Here is a 19,000-nt window from a genome sequence, read left to right on the forward strand (position 1 = left end):
ATGACAATCCATTGGTGTGGCACCGGCCTTTCGGCCATCCCCGGCCTGCGTCGCCTGATCGAAGCCGGTCATCCCGTGACTGTCTGGAACCGCACAATCGCTAAGGCCGAAGAGGCGGTTGGCGATCTAACAAAAGACATCCGAGCCTTTGACATCAACGCCTTGGGGGCCGACCTAAAGGCAGAGGACATCGTTGTCTCGATGCTGCCCGGTGATTGGCATGTCCCTTTGGCGGAGCTGGCCATCAATACCGGCGCGCATTTTGTGTCATCGTCCTATATCGCGCCGGTGATGCGCGATTTGGATAGCAAAGCGCGTGCCGCAGGCGTTCGGGTGATCAACGAAGTCGGCCTTGATCCGGGCATCGACCATCTGATGGCGCATGCTTTGGTCGCTGATTACAAAGCGTCCCCGGCCTATGACACCGACAATGCCATTAGCTTTACCTCCTATTGCGGCGGTGTTCCTAAAATCGCCAATGCCTTTCGTTACAAGTTCAGCTGGGCCCCGGTTGGCGTGCTCAAGGCTTTGCGCTCGCCATCACGCTCCATTCGGCATTTTTCCGAACTCAACGTCTCCAAACCTTGGGATGCGATCACCCGTTATGACGCGCCACTGGCGACACCGGAAAGCTTTGAGGTTTACCCAAATCGGGATTCAATCCCGTTTATGGAAGAATACAACTTTGATCCCAAATGGCCGATCAAAGATTTCGTCCGTGGCACCCTTCGCCTGAATGGCTGGTCCGAGGCTTGGAAAGACATCTTTGCCGAAGCAGGCACCGCGACCGATGAGCGTCTGACCGAGATCGCCGATCAACTGCTCAAAGACAACGCCTATGACGAAGGCGAACCCGACCGCGTAATCATGTGCGTGTCGTTTATGGCGGAAAAAGACGGTGTTCCGGTCTGGCACAAAACCTATGCGATGGATGCTTGGGGCGATGAGCGCGGCACAGCCATGGCGCGTTTGGTGTCGGTTCCGGTGTCTCTGGCGGTCGAAGCGGTGCTGAACCGCGAAGTTCCGGTTGGCGTCATGGCCGCTCCGTCAGACCCTAAATTGGTGAGCCGCTGGATGGACGAAGTCCAGACCTTGGCCCAGCATGTTATGGTCGTGGATCACCTCTAAACTTCGGTGCGAGGGGCAATCCCCCTCGCGCAAGTCATCTTCCGGACGCTTCCAGATGGTGAGGAAAGAGTTGCTCATACCGCTCTGCCATCATGCCAATCACATCTACGTGTGCAGGGATGTCCATCACACTGTCGTAAATGACGACGTCCTTGCACTCGATAGAATCGCCAAGGTCTTCTCGCACCTCAAATCCTCCAAAGAGAACCACAGGGTCTCTCCGTTTCGAAATGCGCTTAAACCGGTGTTTCAACGCGGCAAATGTCGGCGTCGCGATGAAAACCCCGTTTGCACAACTCATCGGGGCATCACCTTCTTACAGATAAGAATGCCCAATCAGATCGCCCCGATGATACACTGAGAAGCGTTGGGGCTTCACTCTTCTGCTTTGCCCAATTTCGGAGCAGACCGATCCAGAACCAAATCCGCATCTGAAAACTTGAACGGGCTCCGCACACCGGGGGTGCCATCGGGGTTGATTTGCAGTCCTCGGGCTTGAACTTGTGGGTCGGCAAAGACATCAGCCATGTCATTGATCGGCCCAGCCGGAACCCCTTGGGCTTCACACGCGGCCAAAAGGTCTGCCTTGGTCATCGTCGCAGTGGCCGCGGATAGCCGTGCGATCATGGCATCACGATTGGCGACACGGTCGGCGTTTTTCAGGTAATCCGGGTCGGTTGCCATGTCATCCAACCCCAGCAAACCACAAAGCCGTTGGTATTGGCCGTCATTGCCCGTGGCGATAATGATATGACCATCAGCGCAATCAAACACCTGATAGGGCGTCAGGTTCGGGTGGTAATTCCCGGTCCGACCCGGCGGTGTTCCGGTGCTGAGATAGTTCAACGATTGGTTCGCCATCGCCGACACCGCACAATCAAGCAACGCCATATCAATATGCTGGCCTTTGCCGGTGCGTTCGCGTTGATAGAGCGCCGAAAGGATACCCGATACCGAATAAAGCCCTGTAAACAAATCGGTAATGGCTACGCCGGCGCGTTGCGGCTGGCCGTCCGGGTCGCCGGTGATCGACATGAAACCGCTCATGCCTTGGATGATGTAGTCATACCCGGCGCGATGCGCATAGGGGCCGTCTTGGCCAAATCCGGTGATCGAGCAATAGATCAGCCGCGGATTGAGCGCCGACAGGCTCTCATAGTCCATACCGTATTTCTTCAGCCCACCGAGCTTGAAATTCTCGATCAGGATATCCGCATCTGCAACCAACTCTCGCATCCGCGCTTGCCCCGCCTCTGAGGTCAGATCGACCACCTCAGAGGCTTTGCCACGGTTACAGGAATGGAAATAAGCCGCTGAGGTATCATCCTCGCGCTCAATAAAGGGGGGGCCCCATTGGCGGGTGTCATCCCCCGCCGGGGCTTCGATTTTAATGACCTCGGCCCCAAGATCGGCGAGGGTCTGACCAGCCCAAGGGCCAGCCAGAATGCGTGCCAATTCAATGACTTTCACACCTTCAAGCGGGCCGTTAGGGGCCGAAACCACTGCTGATGTCATTCGCCGAGTTTCTCGTCCAAAACCGCTTTGAAATCGGCATAGCTCATGTTTGAGAACTTTTCACCGTTGATGATGAACGACGGCGTCGACTCGATGTCGTGCTCGGTCACGTTCTGTTGGTACCACGCCACCAGTGTTTGCAGCTTGTCACCATCGGTCAGACAGGCTTCGATCTGGTCGCTTTCCATACCGGCCAAACGGCCCACTTTGCGCAGTTCATCGGCAATCGCCGCTTCGGAACCGGCGCGCGCCCAGGTGCTTTGACCTTTCATCATCAGATCGGTCACGCCAAAGAACTTCTCCGGCCCATCACAGCGTGCGATCATCGACGCCCACATGCCGAACTTGTCGAAATAGACTTCGCGGAAGGTAAAGCCGATCTTGCCGGTGTCGATATAATCGGCCTTGAGCTGCTTGTAAGTGTTCTCATGGAACGTGGCGCAATGCGGACAGGTAAAGGACGCATATTCAATCACCTGAACCGACGCATCGGCATTGCCTTCGACCATTTCAATCACAGCCGAAGTATCAACATCAGACGCCTGTGCGTTGGCCGCGCCAGGAAGTGCAGAAGTGCCGGGGGTTGACCCTTGGGTCATATACCAGGCACCGCCTGCGATCAGGGCCAGCGCAACTGCGCCCGCCGGAAGGATCTTGTTCATCATTCTTGCCTCTTCCTCTTTGGTGGCGATCCGGGTCAGGCCCGGTTGCTTTTCGATATGACGTTTGTTGCCAAGCGTTCAAGCGCCGCGCGAAGGCTGTCATCAGCAACCTCATGCGTAACCTCTTGGGCTTTGGCAATTGTTTCGCGGCTTGGCGCGGGTTTTTGTGGTTTTTTGCGGTGGGTGAAATCCACCTGCCCTTCGGAAAATCCGGTCTTGGCGGTTTGGGTCACGCGGATACGGGCGATGGCGTTATAGCCATAGACCGCATTGATACGCGTGCGGATTTCTTCGCGTTTCATCTGCAACAGCGGCGCATTGGCGCCGTTGGTCAAAACCGACAGCGTCGCGCCGAATCCACCCCGCCCATAGCTAATGTCGACGGGTCGCGACATGCCGGCGACGTCTTCGCCGACGATCTCTTCCCAATGGGTCAACACCCGGCTTTGCGCGAAACCACGGCTTTCGGATGCCTTGCGCACCTGATTTTGCAGCAGGTTTGACGTGCGGGCAAAGCCATATGTGGTTGTTTTGCGCTTTGGCATAGTGTGAATCCCTTTGACGGGCGCTATTGTATCTGTCCGGACAATGGGTGCTAGCCCCGATATGATGAAATAAAGGAAACTCACCATTGCGTGACTTGCCGAAATCAGACGACCTGTTGAAATGGTACGACCGCCACGCCCGCGATTTGCCGTGGCGTGTGCCGCCAAAGGCGCGTTTGGCCGGGGTTGATCCCGATCCTTACCGGGTCTGGATGTCCGAGATCATGTTGCAGCAAACCACTGTTGTTGCAGTCAAAAGTTATTTCGAAGCCTTCACCGCACGCTGGCCCACCGTCACCGATCTCGCCAATGCCGAAGATGCGGATGTCATGGCGGCTTGGGCCGGGCTTGGCTATTATGCCCGTGCGCGCAACTTGCTAAAATGTGCGCGGGTTGTCGCCGCCGAGCATGGCGGCAGCTTTCCCAACGACCATGACGCGCTTTTGAAATTGCCCGGCATCGGCCCCTATACGGCGGCGGCGATCTCTTCGATCGCCTTTGACGCGCGCGAAACGGTGTTGGATGGCAATGTCGAACGGGTGATGGCGCGGATTTTTGACGATCATACCGCCCTACCCGCGGCCAAACCGGTGTTTCACGCCTATGCCGCCCAACTGACCCCACAACAGCGCCCCGGTGACTACGCTCAGGCAGTGATGGATTTGGGCGCGACGATCTGCACACCCAAGAATCCTGCCTGTGGGTTGTGCCCTTGGCGGGGCAATTGCGCCGCATGGCTGGCCGGGACCGCAACCGACCTCCCCAAGAAGACCCCGAAGAAGCGCAAGCCAACCCGATTGGGCTTCGCCTATCTCGCCCGGCGCGTTGATGGTGCATGGTTGCTCGAAACCCGCCCCGACAAGGGCTTGCTTGGTGGGATGCTCGGCTGGCCCGGTTCCGAATGGGGCGATGATCCAGCCGAGGCTCCACCCATTCGCGCCGAATGGAAAGAGGTTGCTGGCGAAGCCCGCCACACCTTTACCCATTTCCATTTGCGCCTGCGGATTTTGACCGCGCTTGTGCCAATGGATCGCACCCCCACCCGCGGAGAGTTTGTCGACGCGGAAACCTTTGATCGCGACAACCTGCCCACTGTGATGCGCAAAGCCTATGATCTTGCCAAAACCGAATGACGCAGCGCTTGGCCTTGCCTTAGCGCCGCGATAGGGCCACGCTGCGCCAAACCAAATGCAAGAGCGCGTCACATGACCCAAGCAATGATCCCCGCCGCAAAAATCGCCAAATTCACATCGGCCTTGCCGTTCTTTTTGTCCTTTATCCTCATACCCTTGGTCTGGACCGGGGCGCTTTTGGGCGGCTGGTGGGTGGTGATCACACCGCTTGTCACATGGTACCTGTTTTCGGCAATTGACTTGCTGGTCGGGCTCAACACCGAAAACGCCGATTTGGAAACCACCGAGGATCAGCTTTACTGGTACAAACTGCTCACCCAAATTTGGGTGCCGCTGCAATTCCTGACGATGATGGGGCTGATCGCCTACACCGTTCGCGCCGAACATCTTGGCGGTTGGGAAGTTTTTGGGGTGATGTTTGGTGTTGGCGTGATGAGCGGCACGGTGGGCATTGTCTATAGTCACGAGCTGATGCACCAGAAGAACAAGTTTGAGCGCCTGCTGGGCGATCTACTAATGGCGATGGTGCTCTACTCGCATTTCCGTTCTGAACACCTTTTGGTGCATCACCGCTATGTCGGCACCCCGCGCGACCCGGTCACTGCACGCTACAACGAAGGGTTTCACCGCTTTTATCCGCGCGTTTTGTGGCAAAGCCTGACGTCTTCCTTCAAGGCCGAGCGCGATATGCTGGCCCGCAAAAACCTGCCTTGGCATCACAAGTCCAACCCCTTCTGGCGCTATTGGGGGCTTCAGCTTGTGATGATGCTCTGCGCCTTTGTCGTCGGCGGATGGCTTGGGGTTTTGCTGTTCATCTTCCAGGCAAGCGTCGCAATCTGGCAGCTTGAAGTCGTCAACTACGTCGAACACTATGGTCTAACCCGCTTGCACCTTGGCGACGGCAAATACGAACATGTGAAACCTCATCACAGCTGGAACGCCGCGCATAAGGCCACCAATTGGTTGATGATCAACTTGCAACGCCATTCCGATCACCACTACAAACCGGACCGTCGGTTTCCTTTGTTGCAAAACTATTCCGACGCCGAGGCACCGCAACTGCCCTATGGCTATCCGTTCATGTCGGTTTGCGCGATGATGCCGCCGCTGTGGAAAAAGGTCATGAACCCCAAAGTGAAACGCTGGCGGCAAATGTATTACCCCGAAGTCACCGATTGGTCCGACTACAACAAGCTAAAAACGCCAATGCCGAGGTGAGCGCCAAATTCCGTGCACGGAATTTGCAAATTTCATCAATGAAATTTGGGGCGCAGGCCTTTAGGGTCGCACCCCAGTTCGTACAGGGTGACAAGGGCCGCGCTGGGCGCTAGAAGGCGCGCAAACAGGACCTTTTGTTCAAGGAATGCATCATGACGACCCTGGTATTTGGCCATAAATCCCCCGACACCGACAGCACCGGCAGCCCAATCATCTGGGCGTGGTACATGAACGAAGTCAAAGGCGGCTCCGCCGAAGCGGCATTGTTGGGTGAACCCAACACCGAAGCGGCCTGGATGCTGACCCGTTGGGACCTGCCCAAGCCACGCATCATCTCCGATGTCGAAGACGGCCAGACCTGTGTGATTGTTGACACCAACAACCCTGCCGAACTGCCCGCCAACATCAACGGTGCCGACGTTCAGGCCATCATTGACCACCACAAGCTGGTTGGTGGTCTGGAAACCAAAGGCCCCATCGACATCACCATCCGTCCGCTCGCCTGCACCGCCACCATCATGTTTGACCTGATGGGCGACGATGTTGCCAAGATGCCCGATTACATCAAAGGCGCGGCGCTGACATGTATCCTCTCGGACACGCTTGAATTCCGCTCGCCGACCACAACCGATCGCGACCGCGACGTTGTTGCGGCTTTGGCGGCTGATCTGGGCATCAATGTCACCGAATACGCCGCCGAAATGTTCGCCGCAAAATCCGACGTCTCGGCCTTTTCCGACGCCGAACTGATCCGCATGGACAGCAAGGAATACGAAGTCGACGGTGTGAAATTCCGCGTCTCCGTTCTGGAAACCACTGCGCCCGAGATCCCCTTGGACCGCAAAGCGTCGATCATGGAAACCTATGCCTCCGTTCAGGCGGAAGATGGCGTTGATCAGGTGTTGTTGTTTGTTGTCGACATTCTGAAAGAAGAAGCCACCCTTTTGGTTCCTAACGACGTGATCAAAGGCGTTGCGGAAAAGAGCTTTGGGGCGACTGTTGACGGGGACGCCGTTGTCCTTCCCGGCATCATGAGCCGCAAAAAGCAGATCATTCCGAACCTCAAAGTCTGATCTCAGATCAATTGAGGCGGGGGCCAGCCCCCGTACCCCCGGAGTCTCTCCAGCAAGATCAAGAAGGGGCGGCAGGAATGCCGCCTCTTTTTCTATTAGATAGGGGTTCGGAAAGGCACCGCTGTGCCAAGCTCCACTCCACCGGGCGAAAGTTTGCAATCAAAACAAAGGGTTTCAACCCCGCTTACTGTCGCCTTGGCAAAGGCGGCGGCATATTTCGTGTCTATATCCGCCGCAAGCGTCATCGACGTGCAATCGGTGCGCTGGATCAGATAGAGCATCACCGCCCGCCCACCAGATTGCGCAACCTCGGCCAGCTCGCCCAGATGTTTGGTGCCTCGTGCTGTGACACTATCGGGGAATTCGGCCAGACCGGATTGGCGCGATAGGGTCACGGATTTGACCTCGACATAGCAATCGGGTTTGCCGCCGCCACTTAGCAGGAAATCGATCCGGCTGTTTTCGCCGTATTTGACCTCGGGACGGACCAGATCATAACCCGTCAACCCCGGCACCTGTCCGGCCATCAACGCCGCCTTGAGCATTTTATTGGGCACACCGGTATCGACGCCGGTGAAATGCCCGCCGGGATGTTCGACAAGCCGCCAGCCGAATTTCAACTTGCGCTTGGGGTCATCATTGGGTTCGAGCCAGATCCGCAGCCCTTCGTCCTTGAGCCCCAGCATCGAGCCGGGATTGGCCACATGGGCGGTGATCTCGCGCCCATCCTCAAGCCGGCAATCGGCAAGAAAGCGTTTGTAGCGGCGGATCAGCGTGGCGGGGATCAGGGGCGTGTCAAACTTCATGCCCCAGCAATAGCCCGCGTCCCCGTATAAGAAAAGCACATGAAAAGCCGCGCTTGCAGCCACGCCCATGCCCGCTATCTTGACCACAAGCACAAAGGAGTCATCCCATGACCAATCCCAGCGCCGCCATGCTTGTCATCGGGGATGAAATCCTCTCGGGGCGGACCCGCGATGCCAATATGTTCTATCTCGCCGGTGAGTTCACCAAACATGGCATTGACCTCAAAGAGGTGCGGGTGGTCTCCGATGATCCGGATGCCATTGTCGCCGCGATCAGTGCGTTGCGCACCGCCCATGATCTTGTGGTGACATCGGGCGGCATTGGCCCCACCCACGACGACATCACCGCCGATTGTGTGGCCAAGGCCTTTGGCGTCCCCATCGACATTCGCGACGACGCCCGCGCCTTGTTGCAAGCCCACTATGACCGCCAAGGCACCGAACTTAACGCCGCGCGCTTGCGCATGGCCCGCATTCCCGATGGTGCGTGTTTGATCGACAATCCGGTCTCAATCGCACCGGGCTTTAGCATCGAAAACGTTCATGTCATGGCCGGTGTCCCGGCGGTGTTTCAGGCCATGGTGGCCAGCCTTCTACCCAACCTGACCGGCGGTGCCCCATTGCTAAGCCAATCCTTGCGCATTTACCGGGGCGAGGGCGAAATCGCCGAACCGCTTGGCAAACTGGCCGCAGAATATCCCGATCTATCCATCGGCTCCTATCCGTTTCAAAAGGATGGCATTTACGGTGCCAACATAGTGATCCGCGGTGCCGATGGGGGCCGAGTGGACAAGGCCATGTCGGCTTTGGCGGCACTTTTCCCGCAGGACTGAACAATCCTCCGCGTCAAACCGGCCAAAGCGCATCGCGATCATGGACAGTGGTGCCGCGCCGCGCCATAAACAGGGCGTGACGACATATTCGAATTTGGACATGCCCACCGCTGAGCGCCTTTTTGCTGCGGTTGATGGCACATGGCCCGCCGCCGCACTGGTTGAGGCAGGCCCTTGGTTGCTGCGCGAAGGGCGCGGCGGAGGAAAACGGGTGTCGGCAGCGACCATTCGCGGCCCGTGGCTCCCCGATGATGTGGCCGCCGCCGAAAGCGCCATGCGGTTGATGGGGCAAGACCCGCTTTTCATGATCCGCAAAGGCGATGATCTGCTTGATCAAACCCTATTGGCGCGCGACTATGATGCGGTTGATCCCACCAATATTCGCCTTGCCCCAATCGACACGCTGACCGACCGCGCGCTCCCTCCGGTGACGGCCTTTTCCGTTTGGGAACCACTGGCCGTTATGCACGAGATTTGGGACGAAGGCGGGTTGGACCCGGCACGCCTCAACGTAATGGAGCGCTGTAGCGCCCCGAAAACCGGGTTATTTGGCCGGGTAAGCGACCGCCCCGCCGGATCGGGCTTTTGCGCCATTCATGATGGGATCGCCTTGGTTCACGCCTTGGAAATCCGCGAGGAACATCGCGGCAAGGGGCTTGGCGCGTGGATGATGCGCTGTGCCGCCATCTGGGCCGAACGCAAGGGCGCGCGTTGGATTGGCGCGCTTGTGACCCAAGCCAATGATCATGCCAACGGGCTTTATGCGTCGCTGAACCTGAATACCGTTGGTCATTATCACTACCGCATCCTCAGAGATGCCGAAAGCGAGGACATGTGACCCAAGATTTGCCCACCGCCCTGAACCTGCCGATGGCCGATCCTCTTCCGGCGGACACCCAGAAGTATTTCGACATTTGTCAGGACAAGCTGGGCATGGTGCCCAATGTCTTGCGCGCCTATGCCTTTGACATCGACAAACTCAACGCTTTTACCACTCTGTATAACGATCTGATGCTGGCCGATAGCGGGCTAAGCAAGCTTGAGCGCGAGCTGATCGCCGTGGTCGTTTCCTCGATCAACAAATGCTTTTACTGCCTGACCGCCCATGGCGCGGCGGTGCGTGAGTTGTCCGGCGACCCTATGCTTGGCGAAATGATGGTGATGAACTGGCGGGTGGCTGACCTGTCGGAGCGCCAGTTCGCCATGCTGACCTTTGCCGAAAAGATGACCAAAGCCAGCGCCGAGATCATGGAACAAGATCGCCAAGCGCTCCGCGACGCCGGATTTACCGATCGCGACATCTGGGACATCGCCAATGTGGCGGGTTTCTTCAACATGACGAACCGAGTAGCAAGTGCCTTAGACATGCGCCCCAATGATGACTATCACGCGCAATCTCGCTAAGGCGGCAGCTTGTGCGCTGTGGGCCTGCCCGCTTGCGGCGCAGGATTTGGCCCTCCCCAAGGGGGCCAAGCTGACCCGCGAGGTGTCACAGCGCAATGGGGCCTATGCGCTTCCTATTGGTCCGTGGACCGAAGAAGGCGGTTTGCCAACGCGCCGGATCGAGGGGGCCGTTTCGGTTCAGGCTTGGCGCATTGACGCAACCGGTCTCACCTCGCTGCAATTGCTAACCCCTTTGCGGGATCAATTGCAGGCCGGGGGGTTTGACGTTGAATTTGACTGTATCGCGGATGCCTGCGGCGGGTTTGATTTTCGCTTTCAAACCTTTGTGCTTCCGGGGCCGGATATGTTTGTCAGCCTGACGGACTACCATTTTGTCGCCGCCACCGGCCCCAAAGGCGAGGCGATTTCGCTTTTGGCAAGCAAGGACAAGACGGCGGGTTTTGTGCAAATCATCCGCGCTGGCGATGCGCGCGGCACCGTGCAAGCCACCGCCAAACCGATCACGCCAAGCGTTGTCACCAATAGCGATATTGCCAGTCAATTGGAGCGAGACGGCCATGCCATTCTGGCCGATCTGGTCTTTCAAACCGGGTCATCGTCTTTGGGCGATGGTCCGGCGGCCTCACTCGACGCGATTGCCGACTACCTGAAAACCAACCCGACCCGCCGCATTCTGTTTGTGGGTCACACCGATGCGGTTGGATCACTTGAGGGCAACCAAGCATTGTCGCGCAAACGCGCCTCTGCGGCGGTGACCTATCTGCGCAACCGCCACAACATTCCAGCCGATCAAATCGGCGCGAATGGCGTTGGGTATTTGTCCCCTGTGGCCAGCAACCTCACCCCCGAAGGCCGCGAAGCCAATCGTCGCATCGAAGCAGTGCTGATCTCCACCGAATAGGGCTAATAGCGGTCTTCGTTCGGGATCAGTTTTTCCATCAATAGGGTGATCTGTTGCTGTTCCTCCGGCGAGAGCGGCGACAAAACCCGCGCATTCACCCGCCGCACGATAGCATGCAATTTCGGAGCCAAAGCTTGCCCCTTTGGTGTCGCGACAATCTCATGGGCGCGCCGAGATGTCGGATGAGGTCGGCGCTCAAGCAAACCATCTTTGACAAGATCATCAAGGCTGCGGCTGATTGCATAGGCCGGTCGGCTGAACCGGCGGGCAATGTCGGCTTGCGTCACGGGTCCAAGCTCGCTCACCATCATGATCAACGGAAATTTCGCCATGGTCAGCCCGAGGTCTTCCAACTCCGCGGCCATCTGCCGGTCCAGGTTAGCCACCAATCTCTGCGCCATCCAGCCAAAGCTAGACAACCGAACGGCGCGCGTTTCGTCTTGCAAAGTCATGGCCACCTCCTATTTGGCGTACAACATACGTGCAACATTTGCATTTGCAACAGTTGCCAATGCAATCTATAACTCAATTAGACAGATTGGAGACCCTCATGACTCGTTATCACCCGCTACTTGTCGCCCTGCATTGGATCCTCGCCCTTATGGTTATTGTCGGACTGGTTATGGGCGGCCGTGTCTTGGCCCAAACCGCCAACACCGACCCGGCCAAATTGTTTTCCCTAAGAATGCACATGTCATTGGGCATGGTGATTGGGGTTTTGATGCTCATCCGCCTCGGCACCCGGTTGTTCACGACCAAACCACCCCACGCCGATATCGGCAACGCCACGCTCAACAAATTGGGACAAGCCGCGCATTGGGGGCTTTATGCCTTGGTGTTTGGCATGGTTGCGTCCGGCATTGGTATTTCCCTGATGGCTGGCCTGCCTGACATCGTGTTTGGCGGTTCTGGTGCGCCACTGCCCGCTGATTTCTCGGCCTTCCCGCCCCGTGCCGCGCATGGAATCCTTGCCACCCTGCTAGGTCTCACCATCCTTGGCCATGTTGGTGCCGCGCTCTATCACCAATTTGTGCGCCGCGACGGGCTGTTGTCCCGGATGTGGTTTGACAAACGGTCCTGACACGTCAACGCGCAACACATTTACAAAGGGTCGGGTGGGTTCCACCCGGCTCGAACCTATAGGAAACGGAAAAACCCGGACCAAATGGCCCGGGCAAAAGGTGGCCCGATCCAACGGGCTATGGAAGAAGGTTAAAGGGGCCGATCACCAGGCGTTCGGGCCTTTTTCCGCAAAGGCATGCACCAGATAGTCGATAAAGGCGCGCACTTTGGGCTGGGTAAAGCGGCCGGGCGGGTAGACCGCATAGATGCCTTGGGTTTCCTGCGGCAGATCGGGGATCGCATCCTCGACCAACCCTTGCTCCATGGCTTCGTGATACAAATAAGACGGCAGGTAGGCGATGCCGAGACCGGCAACACAGGCGTTCAAGAGCGACTGCCCGTCATTCACCGTCAACCAACCGGCGGTGCGCACTTGGCGTTTTTCACCCGATGGCGCGGTCAGCTTCCAAACATTGCCCGAAGACTGGTTCGAATAATGCAAAAGCTTGTGTTCGTTAAGATCGTCAATGCGCTGCGGACGGCCATATTGCTCAAAATACTTGGGCGAGGCGATCATGCGCTTGCTTGTTTCGGTAAGCTTGCGGGCCCGCAGGGTGCTGTCTTCGAGCTCCCCAATGCGGATCGCCATGTCAAACCCTTCCGAGATTAGCTCAACATAGCGGTTATTAAGCACCATATTCACCGTAATATCGGGGAATTCGGCAAGGAAATCGCCCAATTGCGGGCTCAGGTGGTTCACACCAAAATCGGTGGCTACCGAAATGCGCAACAAGCCAGACGGCGCGCTTTGCATCGACGTGACAAGGGCATCCGCCTCACCTGCATCGTTCAAAACCCGGCGCGCCCGGTCATAATAAGCAAGACCAATCTCGGTCGGGCTTACCCGGCGTGTGGTGCGGTTCAAAAGCCGTGCGCCAAGGCGCGCTTCTAGTGATGACACGTGTTTTGAGACAGCGGATTTTGAAATCCCCATCTTCTTGGCGGCATCGGTAAAGCCACCCTGATCCACCACTGTGGCGAACGCTTCCATTTCCGTCAGGCGATCCATGCTCGGGTCCCTCTTCATCTAATTCTTGTGATGAGTTTTGCCGGGACAATCGGGCAGGACTGGGGCAGGCCCGCGACAATATCGGGGTTTTATTGGTCTCTGTTTTTGTTCTGGAAACGGGCAAGACTGGGCTTTTACCTGCCGGTCGCTTTGCTACACTGACCCTAACGTCACTTATGAGCACCGCCATGACCAACACCGTTTACATCGCCACAAGTCTTGATGGCTATATCGCTGATCGCAACGGCGGGCTTGAGTGGCTAAGCCGCGTGCCCAACCCGGACGGCGATGATTTGGGTTTTGCCGATTTCATGACGCAGATTGATGCGGTGGTGATGGGGCGCACAACATTTGAGGCGGTTCAGGGCTTCGGCATCGGCTGGCCCTATCCCAAACCGGGGATTGTCCTTAGCCGCACCCTAAGCGACGTGCCCAAGGGGTTTGAGGATCACGTCACCCTGATGCGCGGCAAACCCGCTGACATCGTGGAAAAGGCCGACGCGCTTGGCCACAAGAACCTCTATATAGATGGCGGTGCCACAATCCGCCGGTTTCTGGATGCCGATCTGATCGACGAGATGATCCTCACCGAAATCCCAATCTTGCTTGGCGGCGGCACCCGTCTATTTGATCTCTTGGATCACGAATTGGCCTTTGAGCTCGACAATGTCGAAATCCTGCTTCGGCAGATGGTCAAACGCCACTATCGACGTGATCGCAGCTAGTGATCAGCGTTTACACCAAGCCCAGATAAGAAACCCAACTAAAAAAGAGTAGTAAACCACGGCACGGGAGATGTTTCCCTGCGTTTGTTGCTCAGGATCGAACACAAGGATCGCCAACGGCGCAACCACGCCAAGCAACAAAATAAGCAACCCACGCCAGTTTAAACGCTTCATAACTTCACCAATAATGGGTCAGCTGGGCCATTGCCGAAAGCATCAAATCCATTGTCCCTTGTGGTCCTTGGCCGTCTTTGGTGGCAATGCTCGCTCTCAAAACTTCGGGCCCATGAAACATATCCCAATTGAAAAAAACGATCTCAGTGGTTCTGATATCTTTGTCCAAGTGTGATGAGCGAAAACCTTGAAGTGCCTCTCCTCGATATCTGGCGTCCCTTGTCCCTAAACATCGTCCACCTTCTTGGACAAGTTTTGAACAAAAGAGCATTCGTTCGGCAAGGAACCTGCCTGTCCATTCCGCCCGACGCGTTTCAAGCGGCAAGGGGACCACATCCAACACGACCTCAACCATCCCCTCGCATGTCTTGCAGATCATCACCATCTGACGATCCGAAAAGGTCACGTCCCAATGGCCGGTTGCCTCGATCCACTCCAGCGCCTGACCATTGCGCAGCCGCTCCATCCGGTCATCCGCCGCCGCCACCGCCGCCGCACTGCACCAAAACAACACCACCAGAACCAAACCGCGCATGCACCTACTCCGCAAGCATCACAACCGCGATCCATAATGGCAGGGTCAGCGCCGCCAGCAAGGTGCTTTGCGCGATCAATGTCGCCACCAACCGGCGATCCGCGCCAAACCCGGCCGCCAAAACATGCGCCGCCGACGCCGTTGGCAGTGCGGCAAAGATCACCAAAACACCCATAAGGCTAGTCTCAACCGACAAAGCGGCACAGGCCGCAAAGGTCAGCGCCGGAAGGGCGATCAATTTCACACCGCACAAGATCGCGCTGAACCGATCCAACCGCGCCAAGGCGCGCCAATCCATCGTTGCGCCAATGGAAATCAACGCCACCGGGATCGCCGCTGCCGACAACATCTCGACCGGGGCCAAAACCGGGGCCGGGATTTTCAGCCCCGACAGACCAACCAAAACCCCCGAGACCGAGGCCAACAGAAACGGGTTCACCGCGATCTTTTTCAACGTCGCGCCCAACCCCAAACTGCCGCCGCGCGACAGGGCCGTCACCGCCATTAAATTCGCCATCGGGATCGCCATGCCCACGGCGACCGCCAAAATCCCCAAATCCGCCCCCGGCAAAACCGCCACGGCGATAAACCCCATGGCCGTGTTGAACCGCCACGCGGTTTGCCAGCCGCCGGCGAAATCCAAGAACCGTTCGGGCCCATAGCGGCGCGCCAAATAGCCAAGCGCCATGCCCGCCGCCAAAATCGCCCAAACCGCTGGGGCGATGCGCAACACATCCGCCACCGCAATCGGCCGCCCCGAGGCCGCAACAAAGATCAGCGCCGGAAACAGGATTTCAAAGTTGAGCTTGTCCAACCCCTGCCAAGCATTCTCGCTTAGCCGATTGCGCAGCAAACCACCAAGGATAACCATCAAAAACGACGGCAGCAGGCCAAGTAGGATTGTGGTGAAAATCATCGTGGCCCCATTTCAGAAATGACCTGCGCAAAACCGACCCGGCCAAGAGGCCGCGCACGTAGCCCGTTCTGAAAACACCAAAGCCCGGTCACACGCAAGCCCGCAAAATTGACGTTAGGGAAACAAAAGAGTCATGCTACGCTCACCTTATTCGATTTCATCAAACTGGAGCCAAACATGTTTTTTCGAACTGCGCTTGTTGCCACGTCATTGATGCTCTCTTCGCCGCTTTGGGCCGAGGGTGGCGAAACCCCTGCACCCGACGGGGCCTATGTCTATTTCGCCAATATGTCCGATGGTGACACGGTGACCAATCCGGTGATTGTGATCTTTGGTCTCTCGGGGATGGGCGTTGCGCCCGCTGGTGTCGAACAAGAAAACACCGGTCACCACCATCTTTTGATTGATCGCCCGCCGCTTGGCATGGGCGAAGATGGCAAAGAGGAAATGATGATGGGCCTGCCCTCGGATGACCATCACCGCCATTTCGGCGGCGGGCAAACCGAGGTCACGCTTGATCTCTCTCCCGGCATGCACACGCTGCAATTGGTCATGGGCGACGCCGGACATGTGCCCCATAGCACGCCCATCGTATCGGAAGTGATCACCATCACCGTGGAATAGACCCAAAAGGCCCCGGCGCAAACCGGGGCCCTTTCGCTAAGATGCTAAATCTTCAACCGGCTGGTGTTTGCCCAATACCACCGGCACCAGATACTCGGCGTTTTCTTCGCAAAAGACGTGTTTCTGTATCTTCTGGAACGCCTCCATATAGGCAGCATAGCTTGTCAAATTGACGGTATCGGGCGCGGGCAACAGATCGCCCAAAAACCCGGAAAACCCACGTACGCTAATCTCCATCTGCGCCTCGCTCATGCCAAGCTGGGCTTCCGCGGCGATATTGGGGATCGAGACATTGGCCTCGGCGCTAAACTCAGACGCATCAACCTGCAACCGCACCGCGACGCCATGCTCAACCGCCACGCCCTTGCTATCCGCCTTAACGTAAAACACCTTCGCTTCCTGCACCACGCCAACCTGCTTGCCCTCAGCCTCGGCCTTGAACAGCGAGGAAAAGAAGCTGACATTGCCCTTGATATCTCGGGTAAAGGCGGTGCAGCTGATCAGGTGACGGTTAAGGGCTTTGACATCGACAGGGGCGGGCGCATCGGCCAAATCGAAATCATCAAGCGCCCCGCTGCGGTCGCTGCTTTGAACAGACAACATCAGCCCATCCAAGTCCGGCATCTCAACCGGCCCGCGTGTGCGTGGATCACCATCCAAATAGGGCTGATAGGCTGATCGAACCGATTCCGGTTTTGTCTTCTCGGCTTGGGGTTTTGTCGAGGCTTTTGCCATGGCGAAGTCCTTTCAAAGGGTGTCGCGCGCTCCGCTATAAGTATAGCAAAAGCGCGCAACTTCGCCCATGGGGGTTTACCTGTCCTTGGGCGGGTCCTTAGGCGGGGTTTGGCCCGTGCTCGGAGGCCCAACCGCCGGAGTGACTGGTGGTGTGACTGGAGCAACGGGCCGCGTCGGGCCAAACATCCGCGTCATCAAACCGGGGCCTTTTTCCTTTTCGGGGCCAAACCAATCCTCATTTCGAGTGGCAAACATCGTCAACGCAATCGCACAGAACGCCAAGGTCGATCCGGCCAACAAAGCGTAATCCGCGCTATCCAAAATCAGGTAAAGCACCGCATAGACCACAACCAATACTGCGCCCAAAACCAAGGCCCGCCGCCCCAGTTTCAGCGCCATAAACCCAAACATCGTCAACAACGCGATCACCGCCCCCGCAGACACCGCATAGGCCGCGGCAAAGCCGATCTGTTCCGCATAGGCCACCATCAATAGCACAAAGACCGATTGGGTCAGGCCGACCAAAATGTATTGCACCGCATGTACCGGCTTGCCCGCGCCGCGTTCGATCAACAGGATCGTCAAAAAGGTCAGCGCAATGAACAAGATGCCATAGTTGGCAGCGCGATAGGCCTTTTGGTAGAAATCATTCGGCTCGATCAAACGCACCCCAAAGCCCGACACCTGCCGCGCCGAGGCGGCCACGTCTTCGCGCCCCGCCTGCGGCAAAGGCCGCGCCAGATGTGGGATTGTCCAATTCGCGGTAAAGCCACTTTCGCTCACCTCATGGCCATCGGGCAAAAACGCGCCGCTAAACGACGGGTGTGGCCAATCGCTTGTCATGCTGATCTGACTGGTTAGCCCAACCGGCGTCACCATAAGGCTTTGCGCCCCGTTTAGGCCCAGCGCCAGATTGTATTCACCACGCCCACGCGGGTCGCCCGTGGTGGCCGTGAACCCGTGCCGCCCGGCCATTGGGGCCATAGGCAAGGACTCACCCTCCGCCAACATCTCGGCCTTGCCGCGCAACGCTTTGTTGTTGGAAACCTCGACCTCGATCCGCGCCTTGTCCCACAACAGGGTCTCATTGCTGGCAAGCAATGGTTCGGCGGCGCTTGTGTCGAAATCAAACGCCATGCCCACCTGTGCCGTATAAACCGGGACCTGAAAAATCCCGCGCGCCCGCATCTGGGTTTGGGTTGCCAAATCGGCATCAAACTTGCGCGGCAACAAATAGACGCTTGGCCCGGATTTGATCACCGTTTCCTCATAGCGCACCTTAAGCTCTTCGCCGGTGTCCGCGTGGGTCATCACCAACCCGGTGTCGGGGTCAATCTTGGGGCGTGATTTCAACGTTGTGACCTCGCGCTCTACCGGGATAACCAAAAACGGTCCCGATAGGGTCTGTTGCCCGCCCCATTCCATACCGACATTGCGAATGGTGTCTTGGGAATAGAATTTGCGTGAATTGATCACCTCGGCTGCGAAGAACAGCGGGATGAACATCAATAAAACAAGAATGCCGACAATAATGAACCGGCGACCGGGGGATTTGAGCATCACTCTCTCCTACATATACAATCCACCCCATAGGTGACACGAAGGGCGGCTTAGACCTTGCGCATATGATGTGCATGTTTTGTGCAGGCGCGAGGGGGCAAAGGTGACAGATTGATCACATGGGCCTTGCGACGGGTCGCCTACGATCGACCGATACCCTCGCCTGACTATTTGAGAGCGACGCCAAGGTCCTCTGGGCTCAGGTACAACCCGCTGTGTCGTCGTATTAAACTCCATCCGCAGGCAGCGCTTCGAGAACGATCTTCCTGCTCTTGGTGTTGCCCCCAAAACCAATCCAAGTGAAATGATCTATCGCCATGACGTGAGATTGCCGCCCAGAATGAGAACGATGACTGACATCGGTAAGTCGCTCACCTCAAAG

At 57.3% G+C, this 19,000-nt stretch carries 23 protein-coding genes; 11 read left to right on the forward strand and 12 right to left on the reverse strand.

Annotation, left to right across the window (positions count from 1 at the left end; genetic code table 11):
* Nucleotides 1-1,128, forward strand: a complete 1,128-nt coding sequence (locus AC5EFR_RS20800) for a saccharopine dehydrogenase family protein (RefSeq protein WP_493577648.1) — start codon at nt 1-3, stop codon at nt 1,126-1,128.
* A gap of 34 nt (nt 1,129-1,162) precedes the next feature.
* Here AC5EFR_RS20800 and AC5EFR_RS20805 read toward each other — a convergent pair whose 3' ends face one another.
* The 4 genes from AC5EFR_RS20805 to AC5EFR_RS20820 form a co-directional block, all read right to left on the reverse strand.
* Entirely contained in the window at nt 1,163-1,429 is a 267-nt protein-coding gene (locus AC5EFR_RS20805; RefSeq protein ID WP_493577649.1) for a hypothetical protein, read from the reverse strand.
* Between the two features lie 74 nt (nt 1,430-1,503).
* Entirely contained in the window at nt 1,504-2,643 is a 1,140-nt protein-coding gene (locus AC5EFR_RS20810; RefSeq protein WP_493577650.1) for a CaiB/BaiF CoA transferase family protein, read from the reverse strand.
* Complete coding sequence (locus tag AC5EFR_RS20815; protein WP_299923229.1) at nt 2,640-3,305, reverse strand: DsbA family protein; 666 nt, start codon at nt 3,303-3,305, stop codon at nt 2,640-2,642. The genes AC5EFR_RS20810 and AC5EFR_RS20815 overlap by 4 nt, the downstream gene beginning before the upstream one ends.
* A gap of 35 nt (nt 3,306-3,340) precedes the next feature.
* Nucleotides 3,341-3,850: a DUF721 domain-containing protein gene (locus AC5EFR_RS20820; RefSeq protein WP_299923163.1), complete on the reverse strand. Its 510-nt coding sequence runs from the start codon at nt 3,848-3,850 to the stop codon at nt 3,341-3,343.
* A gap of 86 nt (nt 3,851-3,936) precedes the next feature.
* On the opposite strand from AC5EFR_RS20820, the gene mutY reads away from it, so the two are divergent.
* From mutY to AC5EFR_RS20835, 3 genes are all read left to right on the forward strand, one after another.
* A complete protein-coding gene (gene mutY, locus AC5EFR_RS20825) occupies nt 3,937-4,983 on the forward strand; it encodes an A/G-specific adenine glycosylase (protein WP_493577651.1) in 1,047 nt (348 codons plus the stop codon).
* 72 nt (nt 4,984-5,055) lie between these two features.
* Nucleotides 5,056-6,201, forward strand: a complete 1,146-nt coding sequence (locus AC5EFR_RS20830) for an alkane 1-monooxygenase (protein ID WP_299923160.1) — start codon at nt 5,056-5,058, stop codon at nt 6,199-6,201.
* 152 nt (nt 6,202-6,353) lie between these two features.
* Nucleotides 6,354-7,274 carry a manganese-dependent inorganic pyrophosphatase gene (locus AC5EFR_RS20835; protein WP_493577652.1) on the forward strand — a complete coding sequence of 307 codons (921 nt, stop codon included), beginning with the start codon at nt 6,354-6,356 and terminating at the stop codon, nt 7,272-7,274.
* Between the two features lie 95 nt (nt 7,275-7,369).
* Here the strand turns inward: AC5EFR_RS20835 and sfsA are convergent, their stop codons facing one another.
* Nucleotides 7,370-8,080, reverse strand: a complete 711-nt coding sequence (gene sfsA, locus AC5EFR_RS20840) for a DNA/RNA nuclease SfsA (protein ID WP_493577698.1) — start codon at nt 8,078-8,080, stop codon at nt 7,370-7,372.
* Nucleotides 8,081-8,187: 107 nt separating this feature from the next.
* Between sfsA and AC5EFR_RS20845 the strand changes: the two genes are divergently transcribed.
* The 4 genes from AC5EFR_RS20845 to AC5EFR_RS20860 are packed head-to-tail and all read left to right on the forward strand — an operon-like array spanning nt 8,188 to nt 11,218.
* On the forward strand, nt 8,188-8,913 hold the full coding sequence (locus AC5EFR_RS20845; RefSeq protein WP_493577653.1) for a competence/damage-inducible protein A: 726 nt from the start codon (nt 8,188-8,190) through the stop codon (nt 8,911-8,913).
* Nucleotides 8,914-8,953: 40 nt separating this feature from the next.
* Nucleotides 8,954-9,751, forward strand: coding sequence for a GNAT family N-acetyltransferase (locus AC5EFR_RS20850; RefSeq protein ID WP_493577654.1), 798 nt, complete (start codon nt 8,954-8,956; stop codon nt 9,749-9,751).
* Between the two features lie 32 nt (nt 9,752-9,783).
* Complete coding sequence (locus AC5EFR_RS20855) at nt 9,784-10,317, forward strand: peroxidase-related enzyme (protein WP_493577655.1); 534 nt, start codon at nt 9,784-9,786, stop codon at nt 10,315-10,317.
* Nucleotides 10,289-11,218 carry an OmpA family protein gene (locus tag AC5EFR_RS20860; RefSeq protein ID WP_493577656.1) on the forward strand — a complete coding sequence of 310 codons (930 nt, stop codon included), beginning with the start codon at nt 10,289-10,291 and terminating at the stop codon, nt 11,216-11,218. The genes AC5EFR_RS20855 and AC5EFR_RS20860 overlap by 29 nt, the downstream gene beginning before the upstream one ends.
* A gap of 2 nt (nt 11,219-11,220) precedes the next feature.
* On the opposite strand, the gene AC5EFR_RS20865 is transcribed toward AC5EFR_RS20860, so the two are convergent.
* A complete protein-coding gene (locus AC5EFR_RS20865; RefSeq protein ID WP_493577657.1) occupies nt 11,221-11,670 on the reverse strand; it encodes a MarR family winged helix-turn-helix transcriptional regulator in 450 nt (149 codons plus the stop codon).
* Between the two features lie 98 nt (nt 11,671-11,768).
* Here AC5EFR_RS20865 and AC5EFR_RS20870 point away from each other — a divergent pair, with 98 nt between their 5' ends.
* Nucleotides 11,769-12,299, forward strand: a complete 531-nt coding sequence (locus tag AC5EFR_RS20870; protein WP_493577658.1) for a cytochrome b — start codon at nt 11,769-11,771, stop codon at nt 12,297-12,299.
* Between the two features lie 144 nt (nt 12,300-12,443).
* Here the strand turns inward: AC5EFR_RS20870 and AC5EFR_RS20875 are convergent, their stop codons facing one another.
* The gene (locus tag AC5EFR_RS20875; protein ID WP_299923144.1) at nt 12,444-13,349 is read right to left on the reverse strand and encodes a LysR family transcriptional regulator; all 906 of its coding nucleotides are present in this window, start codon (nt 13,347-13,349) and stop codon (nt 12,444-12,446) included.
* A gap of 188 nt (nt 13,350-13,537) precedes the next feature.
* Between AC5EFR_RS20875 and AC5EFR_RS20880 the strand changes: the two genes are divergently transcribed.
* Entirely contained in the window at nt 13,538-14,074 is a 537-nt protein-coding gene (locus AC5EFR_RS20880) for a dihydrofolate reductase family protein (protein ID WP_493577659.1), read from the forward strand.
* A gap of 3 nt (nt 14,075-14,077) precedes the next feature.
* Here the strand turns inward: AC5EFR_RS20880 and AC5EFR_RS20885 are convergent, their stop codons facing one another.
* From AC5EFR_RS20885 to AC5EFR_RS20895, 3 genes are read right to left on the reverse strand one after another with little or no spacing between them, the layout of a single operon-like run.
* Nucleotides 14,078-14,248 (reverse strand): hypothetical protein, encoded by a 171-nt coding sequence (locus AC5EFR_RS20885; RefSeq protein ID WP_493577660.1) that lies wholly within the window; start codon nt 14,246-14,248, stop codon nt 14,078-14,080.
* A 4-nt stretch (nt 14,249-14,252) separates the two neighbouring features.
* Entirely contained in the window at nt 14,253-14,783 is a 531-nt protein-coding gene (locus AC5EFR_RS20890) for a hypothetical protein (RefSeq protein WP_493577661.1), read from the reverse strand.
* A gap of 4 nt (nt 14,784-14,787) precedes the next feature.
* Complete coding sequence (locus tag AC5EFR_RS20895; RefSeq protein ID WP_493577662.1) at nt 14,788-15,699, reverse strand: AEC family transporter; 912 nt, start codon at nt 15,697-15,699, stop codon at nt 14,788-14,790.
* A gap of 177 nt (nt 15,700-15,876) precedes the next feature.
* Between AC5EFR_RS20895 and AC5EFR_RS20900 the strand changes: the two genes are divergently transcribed.
* Nucleotides 15,877-16,323: a DUF4399 domain-containing protein gene (locus AC5EFR_RS20900; protein WP_299923139.1), complete on the forward strand. Its 447-nt coding sequence runs from the start codon at nt 15,877-15,879 to the stop codon at nt 16,321-16,323.
* Nucleotides 16,324-16,359: 36 nt separating this feature from the next.
* Here the strand turns inward: AC5EFR_RS20900 and AC5EFR_RS20905 are convergent, their stop codons facing one another.
* Both AC5EFR_RS20905 and creD read right to left on the reverse strand, forming a co-directional pair.
* Nucleotides 16,360-17,058, reverse strand: coding sequence for a hypothetical protein (locus AC5EFR_RS20905; RefSeq protein WP_493577663.1), 699 nt, complete (start codon nt 17,056-17,058; stop codon nt 16,360-16,362).
* Between the two features lie 75 nt (nt 17,059-17,133).
* Entirely contained in the window at nt 17,134-18,618 is a 1,485-nt protein-coding gene (gene creD / locus AC5EFR_RS20910) for a cell envelope integrity protein CreD (RefSeq protein WP_493577664.1), read from the reverse strand.
* Between the last annotated feature and the right edge of the window lie 382 nt (nt 18,619-19,000).

Source organism: Pelagimonas sp. (assembly GCF_058892305.1).

Excerpts from the sequence above, each read along its gene's own strand:
- AC5EFR_RS20880 (WP_493577659.1), top strand. The coding sequence starts at position 13,538 with ATGACCAACACCGTTTACATCGCCACAAGTCTTGATGGCTATATCGCT.
- AC5EFR_RS20875 (WP_299923144.1), bottom strand. The coding sequence starts at position 13,349 with ATGGATCGCCTGACGGAAATGGAAGCGTTCGCCACAGTGGTGGATCAG.
- AC5EFR_RS20860 (WP_493577656.1), top strand. The coding sequence starts at position 10,289 with ATGATGACTATCACGCGCAATCTCGCTAAGGCGGCAGCTTGTGCGCTG.
- AC5EFR_RS20800 (WP_493577648.1), top strand. The coding sequence starts at position 1 with ATGACAATCCATTGGTGTGGCACCGGCCTTTCGGCCATCCCCGGCCTG.
- AC5EFR_RS20820 (WP_299923163.1), bottom strand. The coding sequence starts at position 3,850 with ATGCCAAAGCGCAAAACAACCACATATGGCTTTGCCCGCACGTCAAAC.
- AC5EFR_RS20845 (WP_493577653.1), top strand. The coding sequence starts at position 8,188 with ATGACCAATCCCAGCGCCGCCATGCTTGTCATCGGGGATGAAATCCTC.
- AC5EFR_RS20835 (WP_493577652.1), top strand. The coding sequence starts at position 6,354 with ATGACGACCCTGGTATTTGGCCATAAATCCCCCGACACCGACAGCACC.
- AC5EFR_RS20815 (WP_299923229.1), bottom strand. The coding sequence starts at position 3,305 with ATGAACAAGATCCTTCCGGCGGGCGCAGTTGCGCTGGCCCTGATCGCA.
- AC5EFR_RS20890 (WP_493577661.1), bottom strand. The coding sequence starts at position 14,783 with ATGCGCGGTTTGGTTCTGGTGGTGTTGTTTTGGTGCAGTGCGGCGGCG.
- AC5EFR_RS20865 (WP_493577657.1), bottom strand. The coding sequence starts at position 11,670 with ATGACTTTGCAAGACGAAACGCGCGCCGTTCGGTTGTCTAGCTTTGGC.
- AC5EFR_RS20885 (WP_493577660.1), bottom strand. The coding sequence starts at position 14,248 with ATGAAGCGTTTAAACTGGCGTGGGTTGCTTATTTTGTTGCTTGGCGTG.
- AC5EFR_RS20905 (WP_493577663.1), bottom strand. The coding sequence starts at position 17,058 with ATGGCAAAAGCCTCGACAAAACCCCAAGCCGAGAAGACAAAACCGGAA.
- creD (WP_493577664.1), bottom strand. The coding sequence starts at position 18,618 with ATGCTCAAATCCCCCGGTCGCCGGTTCATTATTGTCGGCATTCTTGTT.
- AC5EFR_RS20830 (WP_299923160.1), top strand. The coding sequence starts at position 5,056 with ATGACCCAAGCAATGATCCCCGCCGCAAAAATCGCCAAATTCACATCG.
- AC5EFR_RS20855 (WP_493577655.1), top strand. The coding sequence starts at position 9,784 with ATGGCCGATCCTCTTCCGGCGGACACCCAGAAGTATTTCGACATTTGT.
- AC5EFR_RS20810 (WP_493577650.1), bottom strand. The coding sequence starts at position 2,643 with ATGACATCAGCAGTGGTTTCGGCCCCTAACGGCCCGCTTGAAGGTGTG.
- AC5EFR_RS20850 (WP_493577654.1), top strand. The coding sequence starts at position 8,954 with ATGGACAGTGGTGCCGCGCCGCGCCATAAACAGGGCGTGACGACATAT.
- AC5EFR_RS20870 (WP_493577658.1), top strand. The coding sequence starts at position 11,769 with ATGACTCGTTATCACCCGCTACTTGTCGCCCTGCATTGGATCCTCGCC.
- AC5EFR_RS20805 (WP_493577649.1), bottom strand. The coding sequence starts at position 1,429 with ATGAGTTGTGCAAACGGGGTTTTCATCGCGACGCCGACATTTGCCGCG.
- sfsA (WP_493577698.1), bottom strand. The coding sequence starts at position 8,080 with ATGAAGTTTGACACGCCCCTGATCCCCGCCACGCTGATCCGCCGCTAC.
- AC5EFR_RS20895 (WP_493577662.1), bottom strand. The coding sequence starts at position 15,699 with ATGATTTTCACCACAATCCTACTTGGCCTGCTGCCGTCGTTTTTGATG.
- AC5EFR_RS20900 (WP_299923139.1), top strand. The coding sequence starts at position 15,877 with ATGTTTTTTCGAACTGCGCTTGTTGCCACGTCATTGATGCTCTCTTCG.